At 53.7% G+C, this 20857-nt stretch carries 13 protein-coding genes and 1 pseudogene; 7 read left to right on the top strand and 7 right to left on the bottom strand.

All coding sequences use genetic code 11. The annotated features are described in order from the left end of the window. Positions 1-47 precede the first annotated feature (47 nt). The 3 genes from QTO31_RS01060 to QTO31_RS01050 all read left to right on the top strand — a co-directional run bounded on the left by QTO31_RS01060 (position 48) and on the right by QTO31_RS01050 (position 3763). A complete protein-coding gene (locus QTO31_RS01060; protein WP_301427824.1) occupies positions 48-1208 on the top strand; it encodes an aminotransferase class I/II-fold pyridoxal phosphate-dependent enzyme in 1161 nt (386 codons plus the stop codon). A gap of 10 nt (positions 1209-1218) precedes the next feature. After that, a complete protein-coding gene (locus QTO31_RS01055) occupies positions 1219-1536 on the top strand; it encodes a hypothetical protein (protein ID WP_031459353.1) in 318 nt (105 codons plus the stop codon). Positions 1537-1684: 148 nt separating this feature from the next. Next, entirely contained in the window at positions 1685-3763 is a 2079-nt protein-coding gene (locus QTO31_RS01050; protein WP_301427823.1) for a hypothetical protein, read from the top strand. Positions 3764-3887: 124 nt separating this feature from the next. Here QTO31_RS01050 and QTO31_RS01045 read toward each other — a convergent pair whose 3' ends face one another. Both QTO31_RS01045 and QTO31_RS01040 read right to left on the bottom strand, forming a co-directional pair. Then, positions 3888-4811 carry a hypothetical protein gene (locus tag QTO31_RS01045; protein ID WP_031459355.1) on the bottom strand — a complete coding sequence of 308 codons (924 nt, stop codon included), beginning with the start codon at positions 4809-4811 and terminating at the stop codon, positions 3888-3890. Further along, positions 4808-7075: a hypothetical protein gene (locus tag QTO31_RS01040; RefSeq protein ID WP_301427822.1), complete on the bottom strand. Its 2268-nt coding sequence runs from the start codon at positions 7073-7075 to the stop codon at positions 4808-4810. The genes QTO31_RS01045 and QTO31_RS01040 overlap by 4 nt, the downstream gene beginning before the upstream one ends. A gap of 143 nt (positions 7076-7218) precedes the next feature. Here QTO31_RS01040 and QTO31_RS01035 point away from each other — a divergent pair, with 143 nt between their 5' ends. After that, positions 7219-8691, top strand: a complete 1473-nt coding sequence (locus tag QTO31_RS01035; RefSeq protein ID WP_031459357.1) for a LuxR C-terminal-related transcriptional regulator — start codon at positions 7219-7221, stop codon at positions 8689-8691. Positions 8692-8708: 17 nt separating this feature from the next. Here QTO31_RS01035 and QTO31_RS01030 read toward each other — a convergent pair whose 3' ends face one another. From QTO31_RS01030 to QTO31_RS01015, 4 genes are all read right to left on the bottom strand, one after another. Continuing rightward, on the bottom strand, positions 8709-9965 hold the full coding sequence (locus QTO31_RS01030) for a glycosyltransferase (RefSeq protein WP_301427821.1): 1257 nt from the start codon (positions 9963-9965) through the stop codon (positions 8709-8711). Between the two features lie 7 nt (positions 9966-9972). Then, entirely contained in the window at positions 9973-11130 is a 1158-nt protein-coding gene (locus QTO31_RS01025) for a glycosyltransferase (RefSeq protein WP_301427820.1), read from the bottom strand. Next, the gene (locus QTO31_RS01020; RefSeq protein ID WP_301427819.1) at positions 11130-13148 is read right to left on the bottom strand and encodes a hypothetical protein; all 2019 of its coding nucleotides are present in this window, start codon (positions 13146-13148) and stop codon (positions 11130-11132) included. Before QTO31_RS01020 ends, QTO31_RS01025 begins: the two co-directional genes overlap by 1 nt. Before the next feature lie 168 nt (positions 13149-13316). After that, positions 13317-14066, bottom strand: a complete 750-nt coding sequence (locus tag QTO31_RS01015; RefSeq protein ID WP_301427818.1) for a hypothetical protein — start codon at positions 14064-14066, stop codon at positions 13317-13319. 128 nt (positions 14067-14194) lie between these two features. On the opposite strand from QTO31_RS01015, the gene QTO31_RS01010 reads away from it, so the two are divergent. Both QTO31_RS01010 and QTO31_RS01005 read left to right on the top strand, forming a co-directional pair. Further along, positions 14195-15295, top strand: a complete 1101-nt coding sequence (locus QTO31_RS01010; RefSeq protein WP_301427817.1) for a homoserine dehydrogenase — start codon at positions 14195-14197, stop codon at positions 15293-15295. Between the two features lie 15 nt (positions 15296-15310). Further along, positions 15311-16128, top strand: a pseudogene (locus QTO31_RS01005) (IS5 family transposase). Between the two features lie 338 nt (positions 16129-16466). On the opposite strand, the gene QTO31_RS01000 reads toward QTO31_RS01005, so the two are convergent. Next, entirely contained in the window at positions 16467-19220 is a 2754-nt protein-coding gene (locus QTO31_RS01000; RefSeq protein ID WP_301427816.1) for a LuxR C-terminal-related transcriptional regulator, read from the bottom strand. 378 nt (positions 19221-19598) lie between these two features. Here QTO31_RS01000 and QTO31_RS00995 point away from each other — a divergent pair, with 378 nt between their 5' ends. Continuing rightward, positions 19599-20747: a sugar ABC transporter substrate-binding protein gene (locus QTO31_RS00995; protein WP_031459364.1), complete on the top strand. Its 1149-nt coding sequence runs from the start codon at positions 19599-19601 to the stop codon at positions 20745-20747. Positions 20748-20857: the final 110 nt, after the last annotated feature.

Here is a 20857-nt window from a genome sequence, read left to right as displayed (position 1 = left end):
AAATGTTGAGCAACGAGGCTCAGCTTTCACGCTAAAGGAGACCCGTTATGAACAGCCAACGTATTGCACGACGCATCCGCGCCGTTCCACCGTCGGGCATTCGCCGTTTTTTCGATATTGCCGCGACGATGCCCGATGTCATCTCGCTCGGTGTTGGCGAGCCTGATTTTATCACGCCTGAGCGAATCCGTGCTGCTGGTCAGGCCTCGATTGATCGTACTACTGCTTATACCTCTAATTCCGGTTTGCTCGAATTACGGATCGCCCTTGCCGATCATCTGGCACGACGTTATGGCGTACAGTACGATCCGGAGAGTGAACTCTTGATCACCGTTGGGGTGAGCGAGGCAATGTTAGGTGCAGCGCTGGCACTCCTCGATCCCGATGATGAGGTTCTGATTCCGGAACCTTGCTTTGTCGCCTACCCGGCGTGTGTTACTTTCGCCGATGCACGAGTGGTATATGTACCGACATCTGTCGCTGATGGTTTTCAAGTAAGTGGCGCAGCGCTGGAAGCAGCGGTAACGCCGCGCACGAAGGCAATCCTGATCGGCTACCCCAATAATCCAACCGGTGCGGTGCTTAGTCGTGAACGGCTGCTCGAAGTAGCGGCTGTTGCCGAACGTCACGATCTCATTGTTATCTCCGATGAAATCTATGACCGACTGGTGTACGGTGTTGAACACACATGTTTCGCCTCATTGCCCGGTATGCGTGAACGTACCGTTTTACTGGGTGGATTCTCGAAGGCATACGCGATGACCGGTTGGCGGCTCGGTTGGCTGGCGGCACCGGCAGAGATCGCTGCCGCGGTGCGTAAATTTCATCAGTATGCGATTATGTCGGCGCCAACCATGAGTCAGTATGCCGGTCTGGAAGCGCTGCTGCACGGAGAAGAGGCGGTGCAGGCGATGGTACACGAGTACAATCGTCGTCGGAAGGTGATCGTCTCGGGCTTGAACAGTATTGGTCTGCCGACGTTTGAGCCACAAGGGGCATTTTACGCTTTTCCACAGGTAAGCCACCTTGGTCTAAGCAGTGAAGCCTTTTGTGAGCAGTTGCTCCACAGCGAGCGGGTTGCCGTTGTGCCAGGTGATTCGTTTGGGCCGAGTGGAGCTGGATTTGTGCGCGCCTGTTATGCAACTGCGCTCAACAAGATTGAAGAGGCACTTGAGCGGATTGAGCGATTTGTTCGGCGTATTGCGTGAGGAGGGCAATATGTCATTGCCTGACGATGAAACAACCACTGAATTGCGTTGCGCTTTGACCGGACGACCGTTGACACCAGAGGAGGCGTATTGGGCGCCACCGCTGATCACTGCCCGACAGTTGATTACAACGTTTTTTAAGACGTTGTTTTCCAATCCGGCGGCGTTGGGAGCGATCTTCTTGAGCGAACTGCCGGATGTGCCCTACGCTCCTGAAGCACGTCCGCTTCTCGCCCGTCGCCGTTCGGTTGAGCAAGCGAAACTGCTTGCCCTGTTACTAGTGATCGCGGTGGTTGTAGTTGGTTTGATCTTTTGGCTGGTGCAGTAGCTGAGTCTGTGCAGGAAGTAAAGGGAGGGTCGGGGGTTCCTGGCCCGCCTTCGATAATGTGTTAAGGATCGGCTGGATGTTCTTCGTTGATCAGATGTGTTCGCGCTCATTCCTCACTTCTTTTCTTCACCACGATTGGTAACCACGTATGCCTGCCTGGAACATCAACCGACCAGGAATTGAAGACACACAGCCGCAACAAGAGGTGCGTTTGCTGGTATCCAGCACTGGTCAGCGCTGGTTGGTAAGTGCGCTCGCGGTAGCCCTGATTGTGGCGCTGGTTCCGGCAGGGCGCGTTTTGCTAGCAACGGGTTTCTGGCTACTTGTACCGGGATATGTTCTCGAACGCCACTTCCCCGGTACTCGCCCTCACTGGCTTGTGCGTATCGTCCTCTGGAATGGTATCGGTCTAAGCGTCTTACCAATCCTCTACCTGTGGTTAACCGCTGTCGGTACTGCATTGCCGCCATGGGTATTGATTGCTGGGGCAGGTGGATTATCAGTTGTTGCGCTGCGTATGGCATGGCACGATCTGGCAGCCATCCAGGGATCACCTTCGGGAATGACCTGGCTCTTGATGATTGTACTGGCAATCAGTGGCTGGCTGCGGGCCGTGCAGATTGCTGATCTGGCGTTGCCGGCGTGGGTTGATTCGGTACATCATGCGCTGATGATACGAGTTGCAGCCGAGACGGGACGGGTACCGTGGACACTGACCCCCTATTTGCCGGTTGTAGACATGCCGTATCACTGGGGCTATCACGTGGTCATTGCAGCCGCCTGGCAGCTTAGCAGTGGCGATTTGCCGACCGTCATGCTGTGGAGCGGACAGCTTCTCAACTGGTTGCAGGGTGTGGCTGCGGCTGCGTTGGCTTTGTTGAGCTGGCGACGACCGTCAGCAGCGGTGATTGCGGCGGCGGTTGTGGGTTGTATCTCGTGGATGCCGGCGTACTATGTGTCGTGGGGCAGGTATACGCAGTTAAGTGGCTTATTGCTCATCGTTGCTCTGGCGATAAGTTGGCACCACGAACTGAATGCCGGATCACGCCGTGAACGGTTTGGCTGGCTCTTACTGAGCGCTGTCATCGTTACCGGCCTGAGTTTGGTTCATATGCGGATGTTTGTCTTCGGTGTCGCCCTCCTTGTCGCGCAGAGTGTCGTCTGGACGTTGCGCCAAACGCGCTCGCGGATTGGTCTGCATATTCTCGAAACGGGATTCGTCGGTCTATTAGCGTTGGCCCTTGCTGGGCCGTGGTGGTTCTTACTGTTACGGCGAGTCCTGTTACCGGCTGCGATTGGCACTCGCAGTTTAACGAGCGGCGGTTCATACGTGCAGTTGAGCCACGATTTGATGTGGATAGGACCAAACGAATGGCTGGTGGCTTTGGCACTGATGGGGGGGATGATTGGACTGATCTATCGCCAACAAGCAGTGGCGGTGATGGTGCTCTGGGTTGGGGGTCTGGTCGTACTAACGAATTTGTGGTTGATCAGTTATCTTGTGCCACTGATCGGGGTCGTTTTGATCATGTACGCCATCGCCTGGCGCAAATGGCGGATAGCCGGTATAGGTGTGCTCTTACTGGCTGTCAATCCGGCGACAATCCGCTTCCCTTTTCTCTGGCTCTTGCCGGTTGATATTGCGGCAATCAGTCTTTTTCTGCCGATCAGTAATCTGATCGGTGGCATCGCTCTGATATGGCATACCACTCGCCTTCGGTGGTTGATGGGCGGTGCGGTTGGGGTGTTGGCGCTCACGCTCTGGGGTGCATACCAGCAGCGCTCAATTGTTAATCCGGTGACAGTTCTGGCAACTGCCGCCGATCAGGTGGCACTCGCGTGGATTGCCGAACACACCCCGCCAACGGCACGGTTTCTGATCAATGCCGCACCGTGGCTGCCCGGTGTAGCCCGCGGTACTGATGGTGGCTGGTGGATTTTACCGCTCACCGGACGCTGGACGAGCACGCCACCAGTGCTCTTTGTTCATAGTCAAGCGGATGTTGTGCAAGCGACCCAGCAGCGCAGTCAACAAATTATCGATTTTGGTAACGGTCAGCCGGTTGATCTTGACCAACTCATCGCCACAGAACGGATTGACTACATCTATACGTCGCCTGCCGGCCCATTACGACCCGAACACTTTGCCGGTAAGGCTGGTTATGAAGCTGTATTTGCGCAAGACGGGGTGGTGATCTATCGGGTGCGAACCAGCTCTGTTCCCTAAATGATGAGGAACGGAGAGTTTTCTAGCGTGGTGATGCGGTCAGAGAGATGTTAATCTCACTTTGCACGCTATGCGACGTAGGGATGCAGGGCTGCTGTGGGCATTTCCTCTCCGTTTACAGGTTTCAACGGCCTGTGGTAGCCAATACGGGCAACCACCATTCACGCATGGCGTATGCGATGGTCAGATAGACCACGAGCACAACCGACCACCAGGTATCGAAGTGCTGCCAGCGCCGAGGTTTTGGTCGAGAAACAAAGCCGACGATACCGATGAAGAGTAGAATTGCAAGACCACTCCCGGTTATATACAGCAGGTAGAGCGGTACATCGCGTTCAACAACGCCGTGCGTCCATTGTAGTAACGTGTTCAGGTCGGACGCAATTGGGCCAGCAGGTGGAAATGCTGGCGCCAGCGTTGCAATCAGGGCGGCAAAGGGATTGCTGGCAGCGACGATAATCGTGGCAATTGTTAGACTGGTGCTTGTCTTGGTTATCAGGAAAGACGCCAGGAACCATCCCAAGATTACAATGTAGGTCACAAACAGGCCAGCCGGTCGCTGTTGAATGAGCGTTATCCCTGCAAGAGCAAGGGTACTGATCAACCATGTTGTCGTCACAACGACGCTTAGCGCCCAACTGATTTCGGCCAGCCTCATGCTACCAAACAACGGTAGGATGCTAAAAAACGGCAATGTCACTATGATGCACAGCACCATGAGTGCCCACAACGCCAGTAAACGAGTGAGGAAATGTGCTGGTGATAACGACGGCGATGGATCAAACACGGGAAAGAAACTGATGGCAAGTAGCGGTGTCACTACCGTCAGCCAGCCCTGAAGTGTGAGACAAAGACCGGTCGCAAAGAGATGACCAATTTGCGCATTGAATAACGGTGTCAGACCGGTTTGATCTGCACCTATTGCTCCTGAGAGTTGGAATAACAGCAGACCAACGAACCATACGACGATCACCGTCCCAGGCAGCAGAAGACTCACGCGACGGTGGCGAATAAGGTGTTGCCACTCTGAGCGAAACAACGCGATCACGGTACAACTCCCCGTGCTCCACTAACAACAACGATGCACCCTATCTGGTCGAGTGTTCCGCTAAAACGTAATCGTAGCTCGCCATTACGCAAGAATCTGGCAGCGGCAGGAATGCTGAAATTGGACGGATCGGTGAGTGTAATCTCATCCCAATTCGCCGTTTGCCAGTTGTAGGCGCTTACCATAAGGTCACGGCCGGTAACCTGGTTCGTCGTCTGCAACTGCATCCGAATTGTATCAGCTTGAAATGATACGAGATCGGCTGGCAGGCGAAGCCGTATCTCGGCGGTACTACCACTGAGTTGAACCCCTTTGCTATTCGGACAAGCTAATGTGTCCTGCGATGAGGGGTCGATTCTTAGCCAGCCCATTGGAAGGATCAACCGTCCCTGGCCGGTAATGCGTAGGCGCATGACCAAAAGCGTTTCGCGCTGACCGATGAATGTTGACGCTGAATCGGTTGGGTCCTGATCAAGCCAGGCCACCAGGAAGGGACCAGGATCAAACCGATCGGGAAGTGCAGCTATTGCCGCATCAATAAAGGTGGTCAGGATGGCAGCCCGCCGTTTGATGTCACGTCCAATGAGCAACCCATTCTCGCGGAGATCGTTGACAATCTGTGTTCCGAGTGTCTCAGGATATGCAGAGCTGGCAAAGATAACCGGCCAGCGAGCTGCTGATCTAACGCCAGGTCGTAAATTCCCAAAAAAGATCATCTGATCGGCATAACTGACAAATACATTGCGCAGGGTAAAGGGACTATCATTTTGAACATCAACCCGTAATTGTTCCTGATCGATCACCAATGTCGCCCGAATCTGTGGTGCCGGTAGTTCCATCGTTGCCAGTATGCCCTGCCTTACCCAGGGGGTCAAGGTTAGGGTTACGGTCTTGGTAGCTTGAGGGAACGGCCCTCCTGTATCCGAGTCGGTGTTGATCGGCAACGGCTGTGTTACCACGGGATAGTTGAACGATACAACCTCGCGCCGTGGCATGGCCGACAACACTGTCAGGGCCGTTTGAGCACGAGCCTGCGTTTGATTGATGGGTTCAATGAGGGTCAGCCGTAGTGCAGTATGAGTCGGTGCTGCATTGGTAGTGGCCCACCACAGACTACCACCCGTACTGATCGTGGCAATATATATGAGCGTCATCACCGGAACGATACGGCGTCGCCACCACCACCATCCCACCACCGCCGGAATCACCAGCAGTGCATAGCCGGTCAGCGCGATGTATCCCTGAGCAACGGTCGGCGTATCAATAGGGGGTAACTGACTTAACACCGGGGTCAGCGTTTCGATTTGGCGACTAGCGATCTGCGAACTCTGCCCAATTCCGGTTGCGAAGAGCACAACCGGTTGCGCCAACGTGGACCAAAATCGCTCCTGCCCTTCCCAATCCTGCAAGGCTTTAGGTTCAAACGCCAGTTGGGTCACTCGGCCGCGACCAAAAGGATATTCAACCCATGGCGTTGAATCTGGATCGCCAACCGCGTATGCACCGCTACGCGGTTGCAACTTGACTCCTATCAGAGGATCGATCATCTCGGCGCCACCGCGCTCGCGTAACGGTTGCCGGTCAAGCGGGGTCACGCCAACAATCTGGGCTGCCCTAAGGTCTGGTGGAAGAAACGACTGAAGTGATACAGCGCTTGGGCCTCCGCCAATGATCACGTGACCACCACCGTATACCCACTCGAGTAGCGCCGATTGCTGTTCGGACGATAACGGGTCATCTAGTGCGAAGAAGGCCAGCACGCTCAAGTTGCTCAATCCGAGCGAATGATCGGGTACATCGGTTGGCTGCAAACTACCGGCTGCAAAGAGATCACTGGCGACCGGTGACGCGCCTAAGACGGCACGCATCCGCTCGACCGGACGCAACAGGAGAGGTACCTCTTGCCGCAACAATACGCTCTCGTTCGCGATAACGGTAATGATAACTGAACTTGTCGGCTGGGCAAGGAAGACGTAGAGCCATACCGTTTTCTCCTCATTGGCAGCAAGATCGATCGTGCGGGTGAATTGGACCGAAGCATCAGCCGGAGTTCCAGTGATCGTTACCGTGGTTGCTGCTCCCTTATTGCTGAGCGTAGCCTTGAGCGGCAACCATGCTCTGACGACATACTGACCGCCAAAGGGTGTAGACAGTTTAAGTGAAATATTTGGTTGAGCGAAGGCTGTTAGCGGCAACCCCCATAGCATTGCCTGAAGAGTCAGGGCCAGCAGGAGCACGATGGTATGTGATCGACAGGATCTCATAAGAACTTATTGTCAGGCTGGATTGATTGCAACTATTATACGTGAACCTTTGTCGCGGTGAATTCATTCCGTCTGCTCACGCCAAGCCACGCTCGCATATGTTATGATCAACGTAAACTGGTTGTATTGTAGTATATCAGGCTATGACGAACGAAAATCCAATCAGCGAGCGTGAGCGCGAGATACTCCGTCTTGTAGCTACCGGGGCAACCAATCAGCAGATTGCGATTGCATTAAACATTAGTGTCAACACGGTCAAGGTACATCTGCGGAACATCTTTGCCAAAATCGGTGTGGAATCGCGCACCGAGGCAACGGTTTACGCAATTCGGACCGGAATCGTGACAGTTGGTGAAACCGATATGTCACCTGCCGACGAGACGGCGTCGGTCAGTGTACAAGAGGGAGCGGCGATTGCCGAAGCAGCACAGCCACCGATTGCCGCACCGTCAGAACCTGAAACACTGCCAGTAGCGACCGGTACACCAACAGCATTGCCTGACATATCATCACCAGCCGATCAGATTTCAGATGCTGGAACAGTGTTGCCTGCAATACAAGAAACACCTTTATTACCGACGCAACCGGCTGCTCTGTCACCAGGAGAACTCTGGTGGCGGCGTCTGGTACCGTGGCTGGTTGTGGGGGTGGCGCTAATCGTCGTCGCTGTTACAATCCTCATGGTGAATGCACGTTCTGCTCAAATCACCGGAACCCCGGATCCAACCGTATCAACGATCATCAGTGGTCAGCAACGCTGGTTTCTGCGCCAACCATTGAGTGATCCGCGCGATCATTTTGCGCTGACCGGATACGATCTCGAACGGCGGTTGTACGTTATCGGTGGCGAACAACGCGGTATGGTCAGCGCCGCAGTTGACCGCTACGATCCCGAAACTGACCGCTGGGTACGGCTCACCGATAAGCCGACTGCGGTGAGTCATGCACGGGCTATTACGCTCCGCGGACGTATTTTCGTGCCTGGAGGAGAAGATGCGACCGGTACAGTGACCGATCGGCTTGAAATCTATGATCCGCGTGAGCAGCGTTGGTTTGTCGGTCCACCGTTGCCAGCACCGCGGAGCCGTTATGCGCTGGTGGCCTGGGAAGGGCAAATGTACTTGATCGGTGGTTGGGATGGTACTGCGCTACGCTCTGAGGTGTTTGTGTACGATCCGGTACGTGAACGTTGGGAAACGGGGCCTGCCTTATCGCAACCACGTCAGAACGCTGGCGTAGCAGTGGCCGGTGGACAGCTCTACATCGTGGGTGGAGAAGGGATCGATGGTGCGCTCCGTGATAGTGCCCGACTTGAGCCGGGCAACGACTCTGATCGACGCTGGATTGCGACCGCGCCACTCCCGCAGGCAATTGCGCGTCCGGTCGCAGTGGGGCTGCCAAGCACCTTGCTCATTTTCGATAGTGAGCGACGCCAGGGACTGACCTACGATATTGCGGCTGATGCGTGGAGCCAGACACCGTTACCGGCTGACGCATATGTCTCTCCTGACGCGGTATTGCTCGAATCGAACATCTATTTTTTGGGTGATAGTCGTGCGCAGGGGCGTTTAAGTGAGTATCGCGCCTTGTACGTTGTCTTCATCCCTGGCCAATAGGTTGCCGAGCTTATTGGTTATCTGCTCTCGTAGATAGTTGCCCAGCGAGCCGCCAGACGTTCCCAATCATAGCGACTGGCCTGAGCGGTTGCCGCAGCAGCCATTGCCATGCGGCGCTCTGGATCAAGCAATAGTTCTTGGATTGCGGCTGCCAGCGCCGCTGCATTTCCCGGTGGTACAACGATACCCGCTGTACCATACCCCAACATCTCGGCCCGATCGCCGATATCGCCGGTAATCACCGGTACACCAAGCGCCAGACTCTCGACAATCTTGAGTGGACAGCGGGCACGGGCAACTGAGTCATCATAGACTGGATCAACGCTAAGATCGGCCAGGGACAGCAATCCACGCACCAGCGCGTGGGGGACGTGCCCGGTCAAGATAACCTGTTCACGCCACGGTTGTCGTTCGATATAGGCCCGGATCAGTGGCAGGTCCTCGCCACCACCGATGATCAATAATGTTGCGTCAGGATGTTGGGCGACTATGAGATTGAAAGCCTGTAGCAACAAGTCAATCGGATGGTTATGCAAGGCCAGGGTGCCAGCATAGGCAATCACTGGCCCAGACTGCAACCCCAGCGCAGCCGCCAGTGCTACCCGAATCGGGAGCGGCGGGGCACGAAAATCTGTAGTCACGCCATTAGGGACAATGATGCATGGGCGGCCAGGCCGAGCCATCTGAGCAGCCAGGTATCGTGTATTCACGGTAATGCCCATTGCCAGTCTTGGCAACAGCCATTGCCAGAAAGCAAAGACAGCTCGTTGCCAATCTGCCGTAAAACGGTTGGCAGTTACTTCGTCATCATCGCAATCAACGAAAAACGATTGACCTCGCCAGAAGCACACTGCAACCAGTGCAGCCATGCCATTGATCGGTTGTGGTTTACCCAGATGGTACCAGGTTGCCGGTGAATGGAGAACCCCCCAAATCATCCCCAGCGTTGATTGCACAACTACGCGCAAGAGTTGAAAAGGGCTAAAACTCTGCGGTATGCTGCCGGTCTTACGGGCATGCATCTGTCCGACATACCAGACTTCTACCCCATCAACAACAAACCGGCGTTGAGTACATGCTGAAAAGTTGGGATGGAGCGCCAGTAGCCGCACCTGGAATCCTAATCGAACCAGACCACGGGCAATGTTGAGATAGCGACGGCCAGACGGACGATCAATCCCCATCGGTAAGAGGAAGACAACGCGGCGTGCAGGTGTCGCGGTTACTTGCTGACGGCCGGTAACGATAGAAAGCTTGTTGACAAGTCTCAGCACAGGGCTACTACTTCTCATTCAGTTCGCGTGCCAGATCGGTAATGATTCTCACCAGACGAGGCCACGACTCGGCTCGTTCGGCTGCTTCGGCCTGCACACGGGCAGCAAGGCAGGTCGCCAGATCATCTTGAAAATAGCGCACAATGGCTTGTGCCAGCGCAGTTGCATCCTGGGGCGGGACAATGAGTCCTGTCATCCCATCTTTGACCACCTCTGGCAGACCACCAACATTAGTGGTAATGACTGGTTTGCCAAAACCGAATGCCAACTGTACGACAGCACTTTGGGTTGCCGAGATATACGGCAACACAACGACATCAGCTGCTGAAAAGATTGCTGGCAGCTCTTCATTTGGTACATAGCGATTGACGAACGTTACTGCGTCAGTGACACCAAACTCGGCAGCATACCGTTCGTAATAGGCTTGTGATCCCCAAATTTCACCAACCACCAGTAAGTGCACATCAAGCTGATGCCGTACCTGAGCCAAAGCTTGGATCAGATACTCCAGACCCTTGTACGGCCGTACAAACCCAAAAAAGAGCAGGACACGCCGTCGATCAAGCAGCCGCCACTGATCGCGCAGCGCAGCAGTCGTTGCGGCTTTCGCTTCCTGCGAGACAGGCTCATATGTAGGTAGGAAGGCTTTGACAATCCTGGCTTGTGGGAGCAATGCTCGTGCCCGATAGCGATCAGGATCGCTGTGGACAATTAGCGCATCTGCACGCCGTAAAACCGTCATTGCCAATCTTCGATCAATCACACCACCGCCATCGTGTGGTAATACATTGTGACAAATCATCGCAATCTTCGTCGCCGGTGGTCGTTTGAGCAGACTTGAAATAACCGTCAGACTGGGTGTCCAATACGGAACCCACCACTGTAAGAGCAAGAGATCAGGCTGATCAGCACGTACCCGACGCACTAATCGCCACCAGGTCAAGGGATTCATTGGATCGAGAAGATACTCGCAATCGACCCGGAGCGCAGTGCGACTCGGATCACGATCACTACGACCGGGAAAGAGCCAGGTGGGATACTGACGGGTAAACGAGTAGAAGAACGTCGTATGACCAGCCGCACGAAGGTGATAAACCAGCATGGTACTGTACTGGGCAATTCCACCTCGAAAAGGATAGGTTGGACCAACAACTGCAAGTCGCACTAGCGAATCCTCCAAATACTCACCCCGTTCTGGCGGTAGATTAACTCATAAAATGGTGAAGCGTCGATCTGTGCTGGATCAAGATACTCGCCACCAGGATTGGCAGCCGGTCCGTTATAGAGAAAATCAAAGCCTGCTGCGCGTAATGCCGCTGCCGCCTCAGCACTGCCTATAGGGAATTGCTGAACTGTCTGATGAAGTACGGCAATCTGTCGCAACGTATCGGGTGGATCAGTCGCTTCAAATCCTACAGCCATTGGTAGTAAATTGGTACGGCGTCCGGTAAGAAAGCTCAACCACCATCCACCATCGCTACCGGCATACACATAACCACCGTAGGCAGAAAATCCGTTCACATAGATCGCCGCATCTGCCGGTAAATTGGTTTTAATCCACTCGGCTGCCGCTATATCAGCCGGAGTTGCCAGTTGATAGGAGGGATCAAGAATGCTGACCTGGATCGAGGTACCCCAGCCCAGTAAGCTCAGGGCCAGTATGATCTGAACTGCGATGATGGAACTATCCTTCCACTGCCAGGCTGATCGCATCAGGGTGGCAAACAGGCGTATCAGTGTCAGCCAACCAGCCCCAGCCGCTGGCGTAATAGCTACATATGCACCAATTAACACTGTAAATGTGGTGATCAAGCCCTGTCCATTCAGGCCGAGTAGTTGCGGATTCGCCGCCAGCCAGGCGAAGATAGCCCAGAGCGTCAGGACAATACCAGCCGCTTGTCGCCGCCACAACAGACTCGCCAGGCCCAGAACTGTCGGCAGGAAAAGACCCGTGCGAAATGCTGCCCCAATGATGTCGAGCGAGATGGGGTTGCTCACTTCAGAACTGGTATTCAAGAGGGCGGAAGCCAGACGCATGATCTGACCTTGTTGTACACGCCATAGCCATGGCCCGACCAGGAGACCTGCGCCGGCAGCACCGAGCAGGCCGACTACACTCATACGAAGCAAATACTGCCACCGGTGCGATGTGTGGAGGGCAAAAGCTGCCATTGCGTAGGCAAGGATAAAGCACATCGTCAGAATTGCTACTCGATAGTGACTGAGTAACAGAGCAGCGCTGGCAATACTGGTCAGGAATAATGGTTTAAGCAGGGTATGCCACGAAAGATGAGGCTGTAACGTCCGATCAAGTAAGGTCATCCAGGCCAGAGCCACTGCCGGTAAAACGGTTTGCCCGGCTAGTTGTGTATATCGTCCCCAATTCACGTAATATGCCGGATAGAGGCTGAGGAATCCGACCATCACGGCCGCCCAGAGACCAGTCAGTCGCGAATTGGTTAGTCGTGCCGTCAGTAAATATGTCAACGGTGCGGCCAACCCATTCATCACCTGCCCAACCAGGATCACTCCCTGTACGGCTGATACACCGCTTAACCAGTGCCACCAGGCCGCCATCGTATGGAAGGCGTAGTGATAGGTAAAGGTTACGGCTGGCGCATACGGTTGCCAGGAATGGAAAAGGCCGCCGTGATCTATCAGCAACTGAGTAATAACAGTATGATGGTATGAGTCACCAAAAAAACCAACTGGTACTTCACGTACAATAAAAAAGCGAACAGCTAGAGCAGTAATTGTGAGTAAAGCGATAGCTAATCCAATCAGATTTCGGTGATGATTTTGATGTAATGTACGTAGTTGTGGGGGCCAGAAAGCAAGGATGGAAAGCATCAGCATCATTAGCCATGCTGAGACACTATTCCAGCGCCATCCAATCAGATCACTCACGAGAAGTAAGAGCGGTAGTACGCCACAACTGAGGCTGGCTGCATATATCAACCGTTCAAACCAGATGAGAGGAGCCTGACACAGCCAGCGTAATACAGCAAGGCCAGGGAGCGTGAAGAGGATGATACCGCTAAGCAGCGTTAGCGGTGCATGAAGCAACGTTTGTGGGAGCCACCAGAGCAATCCAGGCGCTGCCATGCTCACGACAGCCGCCAACCAGATCACAGCTAACCAGATTGTCGAGTGGGATGATGTATCTTTACCTGCAACGATCACGCATCGATCCTCATGATGTCAGCCATAGAAAAGCGTGCTTATTGTAGCATGGCTCTTTACACAGCGTGCAAAAGGATTCCAGGTAGCTGCATCATTATCAATTACCACAAAAACCCTGTGATCACAATGACAGACCACAGGGTACAGTTCTTGTCTGATCAGAGAAAGCTACGCATTAAACTGTGTCCAGAACGCTTTCTCGTACTCTTTTGCGGCTCGTTCCACTTCATCCTTCGACAACATGTTCATCCGTACCAGCAATTGGCCTAAACTGTAACGCTTCCCTTGCTGATCGAGACGAATCTGTTCGGTGAGCACTGCTTCGAGTTGGGCCGCAGTAATATAGCCGTGCTCAACCAGATACTCCCCTAGAACCTGTGGGGCAGTACGGGCCCGGCTCCGTTCTTGCTGTTGAATGATCAATGCCTTTGCCAGCTTTGCTGGTGTGATTAATCCGCGCCGTAATAATAGTTGTCCGATCCGTCGATCGGAGACCAACAGACTACCCCGACGTTGCTCGGCCAATACCTCTTGTAATTCGGCTTCGGTAATGGCACCAATCGAGACGAGAATATCACCAATTAACCGAGGTTTCGGTTGTTCATGAAAGTATGGTGTTTTCACGTCCGAGAGCAGACGCATTGTGCGGATCTCATTCAGGCGTTGTTGGGCAAAGCGGTCGGCCGGGTCTACCGTTAACCGTGCCTCAAGGTAGGCAATGAGCAACTCTTCATCATCAGGTGCAAGGATCGATGCCCGTTCGAGACAATCTTTGCGCTGCTGCGGATCATGCACTAATTTGCTCAGGGCAACCCACGCATCTCGACATTGATGCCCTTCGAGCAAGTGCTTGCGGATACTTGCCATATCTTGTTGATGTTGTGCAACAAAGAGACACGGTACCAGACACTGTTTCATGAGGTTTTCCTACGATATAACGTCGTTGTTATGAAGCCTCTACAACAGAATGTGTGGTAATCTACACGTGTTGTAGATGCGTAGTCTTATATTATACATGCCTGGATTAGAATTGTGTGAGAGTATGTATGGACACTTTCAAGACAATCTTGACTGGTTTGGGCAATATTGGCCGTACTTTCCTCGAACTGCTGGTGGCTGATTCGGAGCGTTTTGCACTTCGTTATGGTTTCCAGTTGCGGATTATTGGGGTTGCCGACTCGACAGGTGTTGCGTTTGATCCTGACGGTTTTGATCTCCCTGCCATTATTGATTGTAAGCGTCGTCGGCTTGGTGTACGAGTGTTACCAACGTTCCGACCGGATCTCGATCCGATTAATCTTGCACGAACTGTTGATTATGATCTGCTGTTAGAAGCAACTCCTACCAACCTCCGTGATGGTCAGCCGGCGCTCGACATTGTTCGGGCGGCTTTGCAACGTGGTAAAGCTGCTGTCCTGGCCAGTAAAGGGCCATTGGTGCTGGCGTTTGCCGAATTAGCTGCTCTCAGCGATTGGGTAGATGATCTCTCACCGTACAGTGTGCGTCCACCGTTGCGGTTTTCTGGCGCCGTTGGCGGTGCGTTGCCAACCATCAATGTTGGTCTTCGTGATCTGGCCGGTGCCCGTATTGAACGGGCTGAGCTGGTTGTCAACAGTACGACTCAGGTGATTCTCGAACAGATGGCAACTGGTGCTGATTTTTCTACTGCCCTGGCCGAAGCCCAACGTCAGGGCATAGTTGAGCCTGATCCGTCTCTCGATGTTGATGGTTGGGACGCTGCCAGTAAGCTGGTTATTTTTGCCAACGCGGTGCTACGGCAACCAACCGTACTAACCGATGTGAACATACGCGGCATCCGTGAAGTGACAGCAGACGAGTTGGCGGCGGCGTGGAGTGCCGGTGGCCGAATCTCACTGGTCGCACGCGCGGATTGGCAGGCAAATGGCCGATATGTCTTCTCGGTTGCCCCAACCAGGCTAGCGGCCGATCATCCACTCGCTCGCCTCTCACGTGGCGAGATGGGTCTGGTGATCTATAGCGATACCGCCGGTCGCTCAACGCTCAGCAGTCTCGAAAATGGCCCACTAGGGACGTGTCAGGCGATGTTGCGCGATGTTATCGAACTCAGGCATCGATTGCGACACGCTAAGAGTGTGTCTGAAATTTTATCTGGTCGAGGGTTTTGATGGATACGTGATGGTATGAACGAACAAAACACACGAACTTCCTATCCTACTGACCTTATGGACGCTGAATGGCAACGGATTGCCCCCGCTCTGCCGGAACAGACGTCACCCCGAGGGCGGCATCGCGTCTATGCGTACCGGGAGATGCTGAACGCCATCTTCGCTATCGTGCGCAGCGGGTGCACCTGGCGGATGCGTCCTGATGACGTGCCTCCTTGGCAGACTGTGTCTCATTCCGTTCGGCGCTGGCAACGGGATGGGACCTGGGTACGCATCCATGCGGCCCTCCGCACGGACGTGCGCGTTGCCGCAGGGCGGGAGGCAGCACCGAGCGCTGCGATTCTGGATAGCCAGTCGGTCACAACGACCGAAAACGGGGGCCGCACGGGGCTGATGCTGGCAAAACCGTCCACGGACGCACACGCCATCTGCTGGTGGATCCCGTGGGCGTGGTGGTGATGGTGGTGGTGCATGCCGCCAATATCCAAGACCGCGACGGGGTGCGGTTGGTGGTGGGCAACCCCCATAGGAAGCAGTCGCGCCTGCGGATGATGTGAGCCGATGGGGGCGATGCTGGCCAGGTGGTGGAATGGGTGCAGCGCGTTGGTGGCTGGCCCCTGGCCAGCAGCAAGCGTCCCGATGGGGTATCGCGCTTCCACGTGTTGCCGAGACGCTGGGTGGTGGAACGGACGGTTGCCTGGCTGGGGAGGTATCGCCGCTTGAGGAAGGACGACGACGCACGCACCGCTACGAGCGAAGCGTTCATTTATGTCGCCATGATTCACGTTATGGTCAGACGGTTGGCCCGCATCCATATCAACGACTCTTCATAGAATTTTCAGACACTCTCTCAGAGGTAGGAAGCGTTGATCAACAGAATCTAGATTTTGATAATGGATGTCTACTCTTATCTAAATGTTCTTTTTTGAACAATGGTATATGCTTTCAAACACTTGGCATTCTAATCAGGTTTCGACCACACTCTGAAAGTACGGTGACAAACCAGCTCTTGGATTAACTGAGTGAATGGCTGACAGGCTGTTATTCAAATCATGCTCATCAGTATGTTTCTGCTCACTACATAGCAACCTTCCACACCTTCAGCTTCTCTTGTAAGTGTGGAAGGGGGGTAAATATGATACATTTTAGGTAAGGAATATGCAAACATGCGCTAAGGAATAAGGCCAAGTCGACGGCCACGAGCCACTGCCTGTGTGCGTGAAGCAACACCTAATTTGCTGAAAATGTTGTTAATATGTGATTTCACGGTACTCACGGCAATAATCAATTTGGCAGCGATTTCGTGGTTGCTGCGCCCTTCTGCCATCAGACGCAGAACCTCGATTTCACGCTGACTCAATGGTTCGGATAAGTCATTCGATGTGGGTGAGGTGGGGATGACCATCGACGATAGGTCATCGTTTTCAAACAGCGAGAAAATATATTCACCAAACGATGATAGCTGTTGACGATTCGCGAGCTGGCTGAGGATGCGGCGAAGTGGTTCACCTGCTTGCGAAAATGGTGCCACGATTCGTTCACCGGCAGCTAGTTCGAGGGCAGACATGATTGGCTCGGTGGCATCTTCACCAGCGGCTGCCAGCGCTAACCCGCGTAGCAGTGCTGCATCAAAGGGTAACAGGGTCTGCCAGAGTGCTCTTCCTGACAGTTCTCTCAGTTCAGTGGCCAGTTCACGGAGGGCCTGCACATCACCATTCGCAGTACCTTGAGCCAGCCGCCATTCATACTGTGCACGAGTGATATGCTCGCGTGCGTAGAAGATGGCCGTCGGCAGGTAGTAAAATTCTTGCGCTACCGATACGCTCTTTGTCAGTAGTTGTCTGGCAGCCGTTATATCTCCCTGTTCGAGCAGGATTTGTCCTTCCAGACCATCCAGTACTGCCAGTACCCAATGAACCTGACGTTGTTGAGCCAGAAAGCGGGTCTGACGGATCACGCGCAGCGCACCGGTCAGATCGCCCCGCGTTCGGGCAACGCGCGCCATGACCATCAAGAGACAGAGATAGCCAGTGATCTGCCCTGATTTGATCGAACTTTCAGCTTCAGCAAGTGCTGGCAGTGCACCGGCAAATTCGTGGCGGATATGGTAGAGTTCGGTAAGCCCTAGCAACGCTAATCCAATCCCTGGTACCGTTTGATGACGATAACGACGCATGATCTGTTCGAGCGTATCGCGACAGGCATGAATGGCCGTACTGAATGCGCCGCGCAGCATAAGGGTATAGGCATAATCACTACTTGCCATTGCAGAGACATAGGGCAGGCCAGCATTCAAACCATTAATCATCGCTTCCTTGAACGCTTGCTCGGCCTGAGATAGTTGGCCCTGAGCAAGGTAGACATAACCTAGGTCGTTAGCTACTCGCATGCGTAACGATTGATAGTCGCTGTGTAACCAGTTTAGGGCTTGCTTGCCCTCGCTGAGCGCCTGTGCGATATTGTCCTGCAAGATTGCCAGTCGCAAGCGCACAGCATTGAGTTCGCCGCGCAAGTTCGCAATCAGGCCAATCGGTGTGGCGGTACCACTCGCGACATCTGCTAGCGCACGTTCGGCCACTGCAATCCAATGGGATGCTTCTTCAGCTTGATAATTGGTGGTGGCCAGCCAGGCTCGCAACAGTGCTATACGGGGATGCTCTTCAAAAGCCTCTTCTGGAATAGCAGGTAACCATTGACGAAGCGTCTCCTCACTAACCTGTGAAACAATTGCCAGACCATTTGGTTCAAGCATAGCCACGATGTCGTCAATGGCATGCGCCTGCAAGGCGTGATGAACTGCCTGAACGAGCATTCCATGGGCAGCGTACCAGACGCCTGCGCGACGATGGAGCGTGGCGACCTGCTCTGGCGAACAACCCACGACTAACCGCTCACGTAAGACATCGGCGAACAGACGATGATACCGGTACCAGATACGCTCGGTATCAAGCGGAAACAAAAAGAGATTGTTTCGTTCCAATTCTGCGAGGATTGACTGACTGTACGATTGCGTCGATTGTCCGCCGACCGCGTAATCATTTACGCCCAGTACAGCATCGCACAGTGCACCACACAATCGGTCGAGGATCGAGGTTTGGAGCAAGAATTGTTGGATATGAGCGGGCAATTGGTTGAAGACATCTTCAAACAGATAATCTGCCACGTAACGATTACTGGGAATAGGATCATCAATCACTTCTCCCCGATTTATACGATCACGTAATGCCAGGGCAGCCAGTTGTAAGCCCGCCGGCCATCCTTCAGTGCTCTCTAACAAGGTGACAATCTGTTCGCGATTGAGAGGCAGTTCCATTATTTCCAGGAGGAACGTTGCAGTCTCTTCTGGATTGAAAGCCAGATCAAAACTACGCAATTCGGCCAGATAACCGCGTGCTCGCCAGCGTGCTAGCGGGAAGGGTGGATCGCTCCGGCTGAGAATGATCAGATGGCACAGGGGTGGAAGATGATCGACCAGAAATGTGATCATGTGGTGGATGTGCGAATCAGTGATCAGATGGTAATTATCCAGCGCAATGATTGTGGGGCTAGCTGTTTCGGCCAGATTATTGAGCAATTCCGCACACCATTGTTCAACATCGATCTCACTATCTTCGTTGATAAACGCTTGTAATCGATCACGCCGCTTGTCAGGCAGATGATGGAGTGCTGCGAGCAGATACGCAAGCATACGGCGAATGTCATTATCGGTACTATCGAGACTGACCCAGGCAATATATGGCCATTCTTTACGAGCCTCAACAAGCCATTCGGCCAGGAGTGATGTCTTACCATACCCTGCTGGGGCTGCAATCAAGACGAGTCGTCGATGCAGGGCCAGTCGTAGACGTTCGTGTAAGCGCGGGCGGGCGAGCAAGAAAGGGAGAGCTTCTGGTGGCTGTAATTTGGTGCGCACAAGCGGCATCATTATGCCACCTCCGTGCAATGATCATTGGTGAGACGATCACAGGTTGAAATATCGTTGCATCTTCTAGTCTACCATAGCTGATGGTAGAACGGTAGGTCATTGCCAGCAGGCCAGCCGAAGCCCTCCGTGCTTCTCGACGCTCTCTTTTCTCACGCCTCACAACTTAAGGGTTTTCCCCTAATTTCCTCTTAGGGGTAACTCCCCAACGGATTTCAGGGGTAGGCTGCTAGGCAAGTCGTATGGATCGTGCTTCAATAGCACCATCTGAATGCTGTCCTGCAATCGACACAAGGAGGTGTATCTACCGGCAAAGAAACGCTGTTTGTGGTTTAGTGCATTGCTCTGTTGTGTTGCCTTTTTACCTCAAGGAGGAATGTGATGTCAAAGAAGACTCTGTGGCTCATGCTGTCTTTGTTGACAGCCTTTGTGTTCCTACTGACTGCCTGTGGCGGCAGCAATACCGGTAATACCGGTGGAAGCAGTGGTGGTAGTACCGGTGGATCGAGCCAAAAACTTGCGGTTGGTATTGTCCTCCCGACTAAAGATGAACCCCGCTGGATTCAAGACGAAACCCGTTTCCGAGAGGCGCTCCAGCAGGCTGGTTACCAGGTTGAAATTCTCTTCAGCCAGGGTTCATCGGCGAAGGAAAAGGAGAATGTTGAGGCGCTGATTTCTAAGGGTATCAAGGTACTGATCATCTGCCCACACGATGGTACCGCCGCTGCTGCTGCGGCCGAGGCTGCACGCGCTGCTGGCGTAAAGGTCATCTCGTATGACCGCTTGATCCGCGAGACTGACGCGGTTGATTATTATGTGACCTTCGATAGCATTGCGGTAGGTGCCCAACAGGCGCAGTACCTGGTCGATCACGCTAGTGGCAGTGGCAATCCGCTCTACCTCTACGCCGGTGCTGCCTCTGACAACAACGCTTTCCTCTTCTTCGAGGGGGCATGGAAGGTTCTGCAGCCCAAGATTGCTGACGGTACCTTTGTGATCAAGAACTCCAGTGAGGCGGTTGCCTTGCAGAATAAGCTCAATCTGACCCGTGATGAGATGGCAAAGATTATCGGTCAGGTCACGACGAACTGGGATTTCAACACGGCGAAGAATCTGGCCGAAGCTAACCTGACCGCTGTTACTGCCGCCGATAAAGGCAAGGTCTATATCCTTGCCCCAAATGACGGTACGGCACGGGCGATTGCCGATGCCTTTGCCGCAGATAAAGATGTCACCCAGTATTTTGTGACCGGCCAGGACGCTGAGAAGGCTTCGGTGCAGTATATCATCGATGGCCGCCAGTCGATGACCGTGTTTAAGGATGTGCGGACACTGGTGAAAGATGCGATCAAGGCTGCGGTTGCTCTGCTCGAAAATAAGCAGCCTGAAGCGCGTGGTTCCTACAACAACGGGAAGAAGGACGTGCCCGCTATCCAATCGCCAGTTGTGACGGTGACACGTGAGAATGTGCGTGCTGCATTGATCGACTCGGGTTACTATAACGCTAGCGACTTCACCAATCTGCCCTGATCATAGCCTCTTCTGGTAGGCGACTGGAATTGTTGAGAGACAATTCCAGTCGCTCAAGCGTACCAGCACAGGCGATACAAAGACTATACATCCAGTACAAAAGTATAAGG

The organism is Chloroflexus sp. MS-CIW-1, from assembly GCF_030444705.1.
In the GTDB taxonomy this organism is placed as follows: domain Bacteria; phylum Chloroflexota; class Chloroflexia; order Chloroflexales; family Chloroflexaceae; genus Chloroflexus.
The sequence above is the reverse complement of the archived record's forward strand: the minus strand, read 5'-3'. Positions and strand labels throughout refer to the sequence as shown.

Coding starts and splice junctions, on each gene's coding strand:
- QTO31_RS01015 (WP_301427818.1), bottom strand. CDS start 14,066: ATGAAACAGTGTCTGGTACCGTGTCTCTTTGTTGCACAACATCAACAA.
- QTO31_RS00995 (WP_031459364.1), top strand. CDS start 19,599: ATGTCAAAGAAGACTCTGTGGCTCATGCTGTCTTTGTTGACAGCCTTT.
- QTO31_RS01035 (WP_031459357.1), top strand. CDS start 7,219: ATGACGAACGAAAATCCAATCAGCGAGCGTGAGCGCGAGATACTCCGT.
- QTO31_RS01040 (WP_301427822.1), bottom strand. CDS start 7,075: ATGAGATCCTGTCGATCACATACCATCGTGCTCCTGCTGGCCCTGACT.
- QTO31_RS01010 (WP_301427817.1), top strand. CDS start 14,195: ATGGACACTTTCAAGACAATCTTGACTGGTTTGGGCAATATTGGCCGT.
- QTO31_RS01055 (WP_031459353.1), top strand. CDS start 1,219: ATGTCATTGCCTGACGATGAAACAACCACTGAATTGCGTTGCGCTTTG.
- QTO31_RS01060 (WP_301427824.1), top strand. CDS start 48: ATGAACAGCCAACGTATTGCACGACGCATCCGCGCCGTTCCACCGTCG.
- QTO31_RS01050 (WP_301427823.1), top strand. CDS start 1,685: ATGCCTGCCTGGAACATCAACCGACCAGGAATTGAAGACACACAGCCG.
- QTO31_RS01000 (WP_301427816.1), bottom strand. CDS start 19,220: ATGATGCCGCTTGTGCGCACCAAATTACAGCCACCAGAAGCTCTCCCT.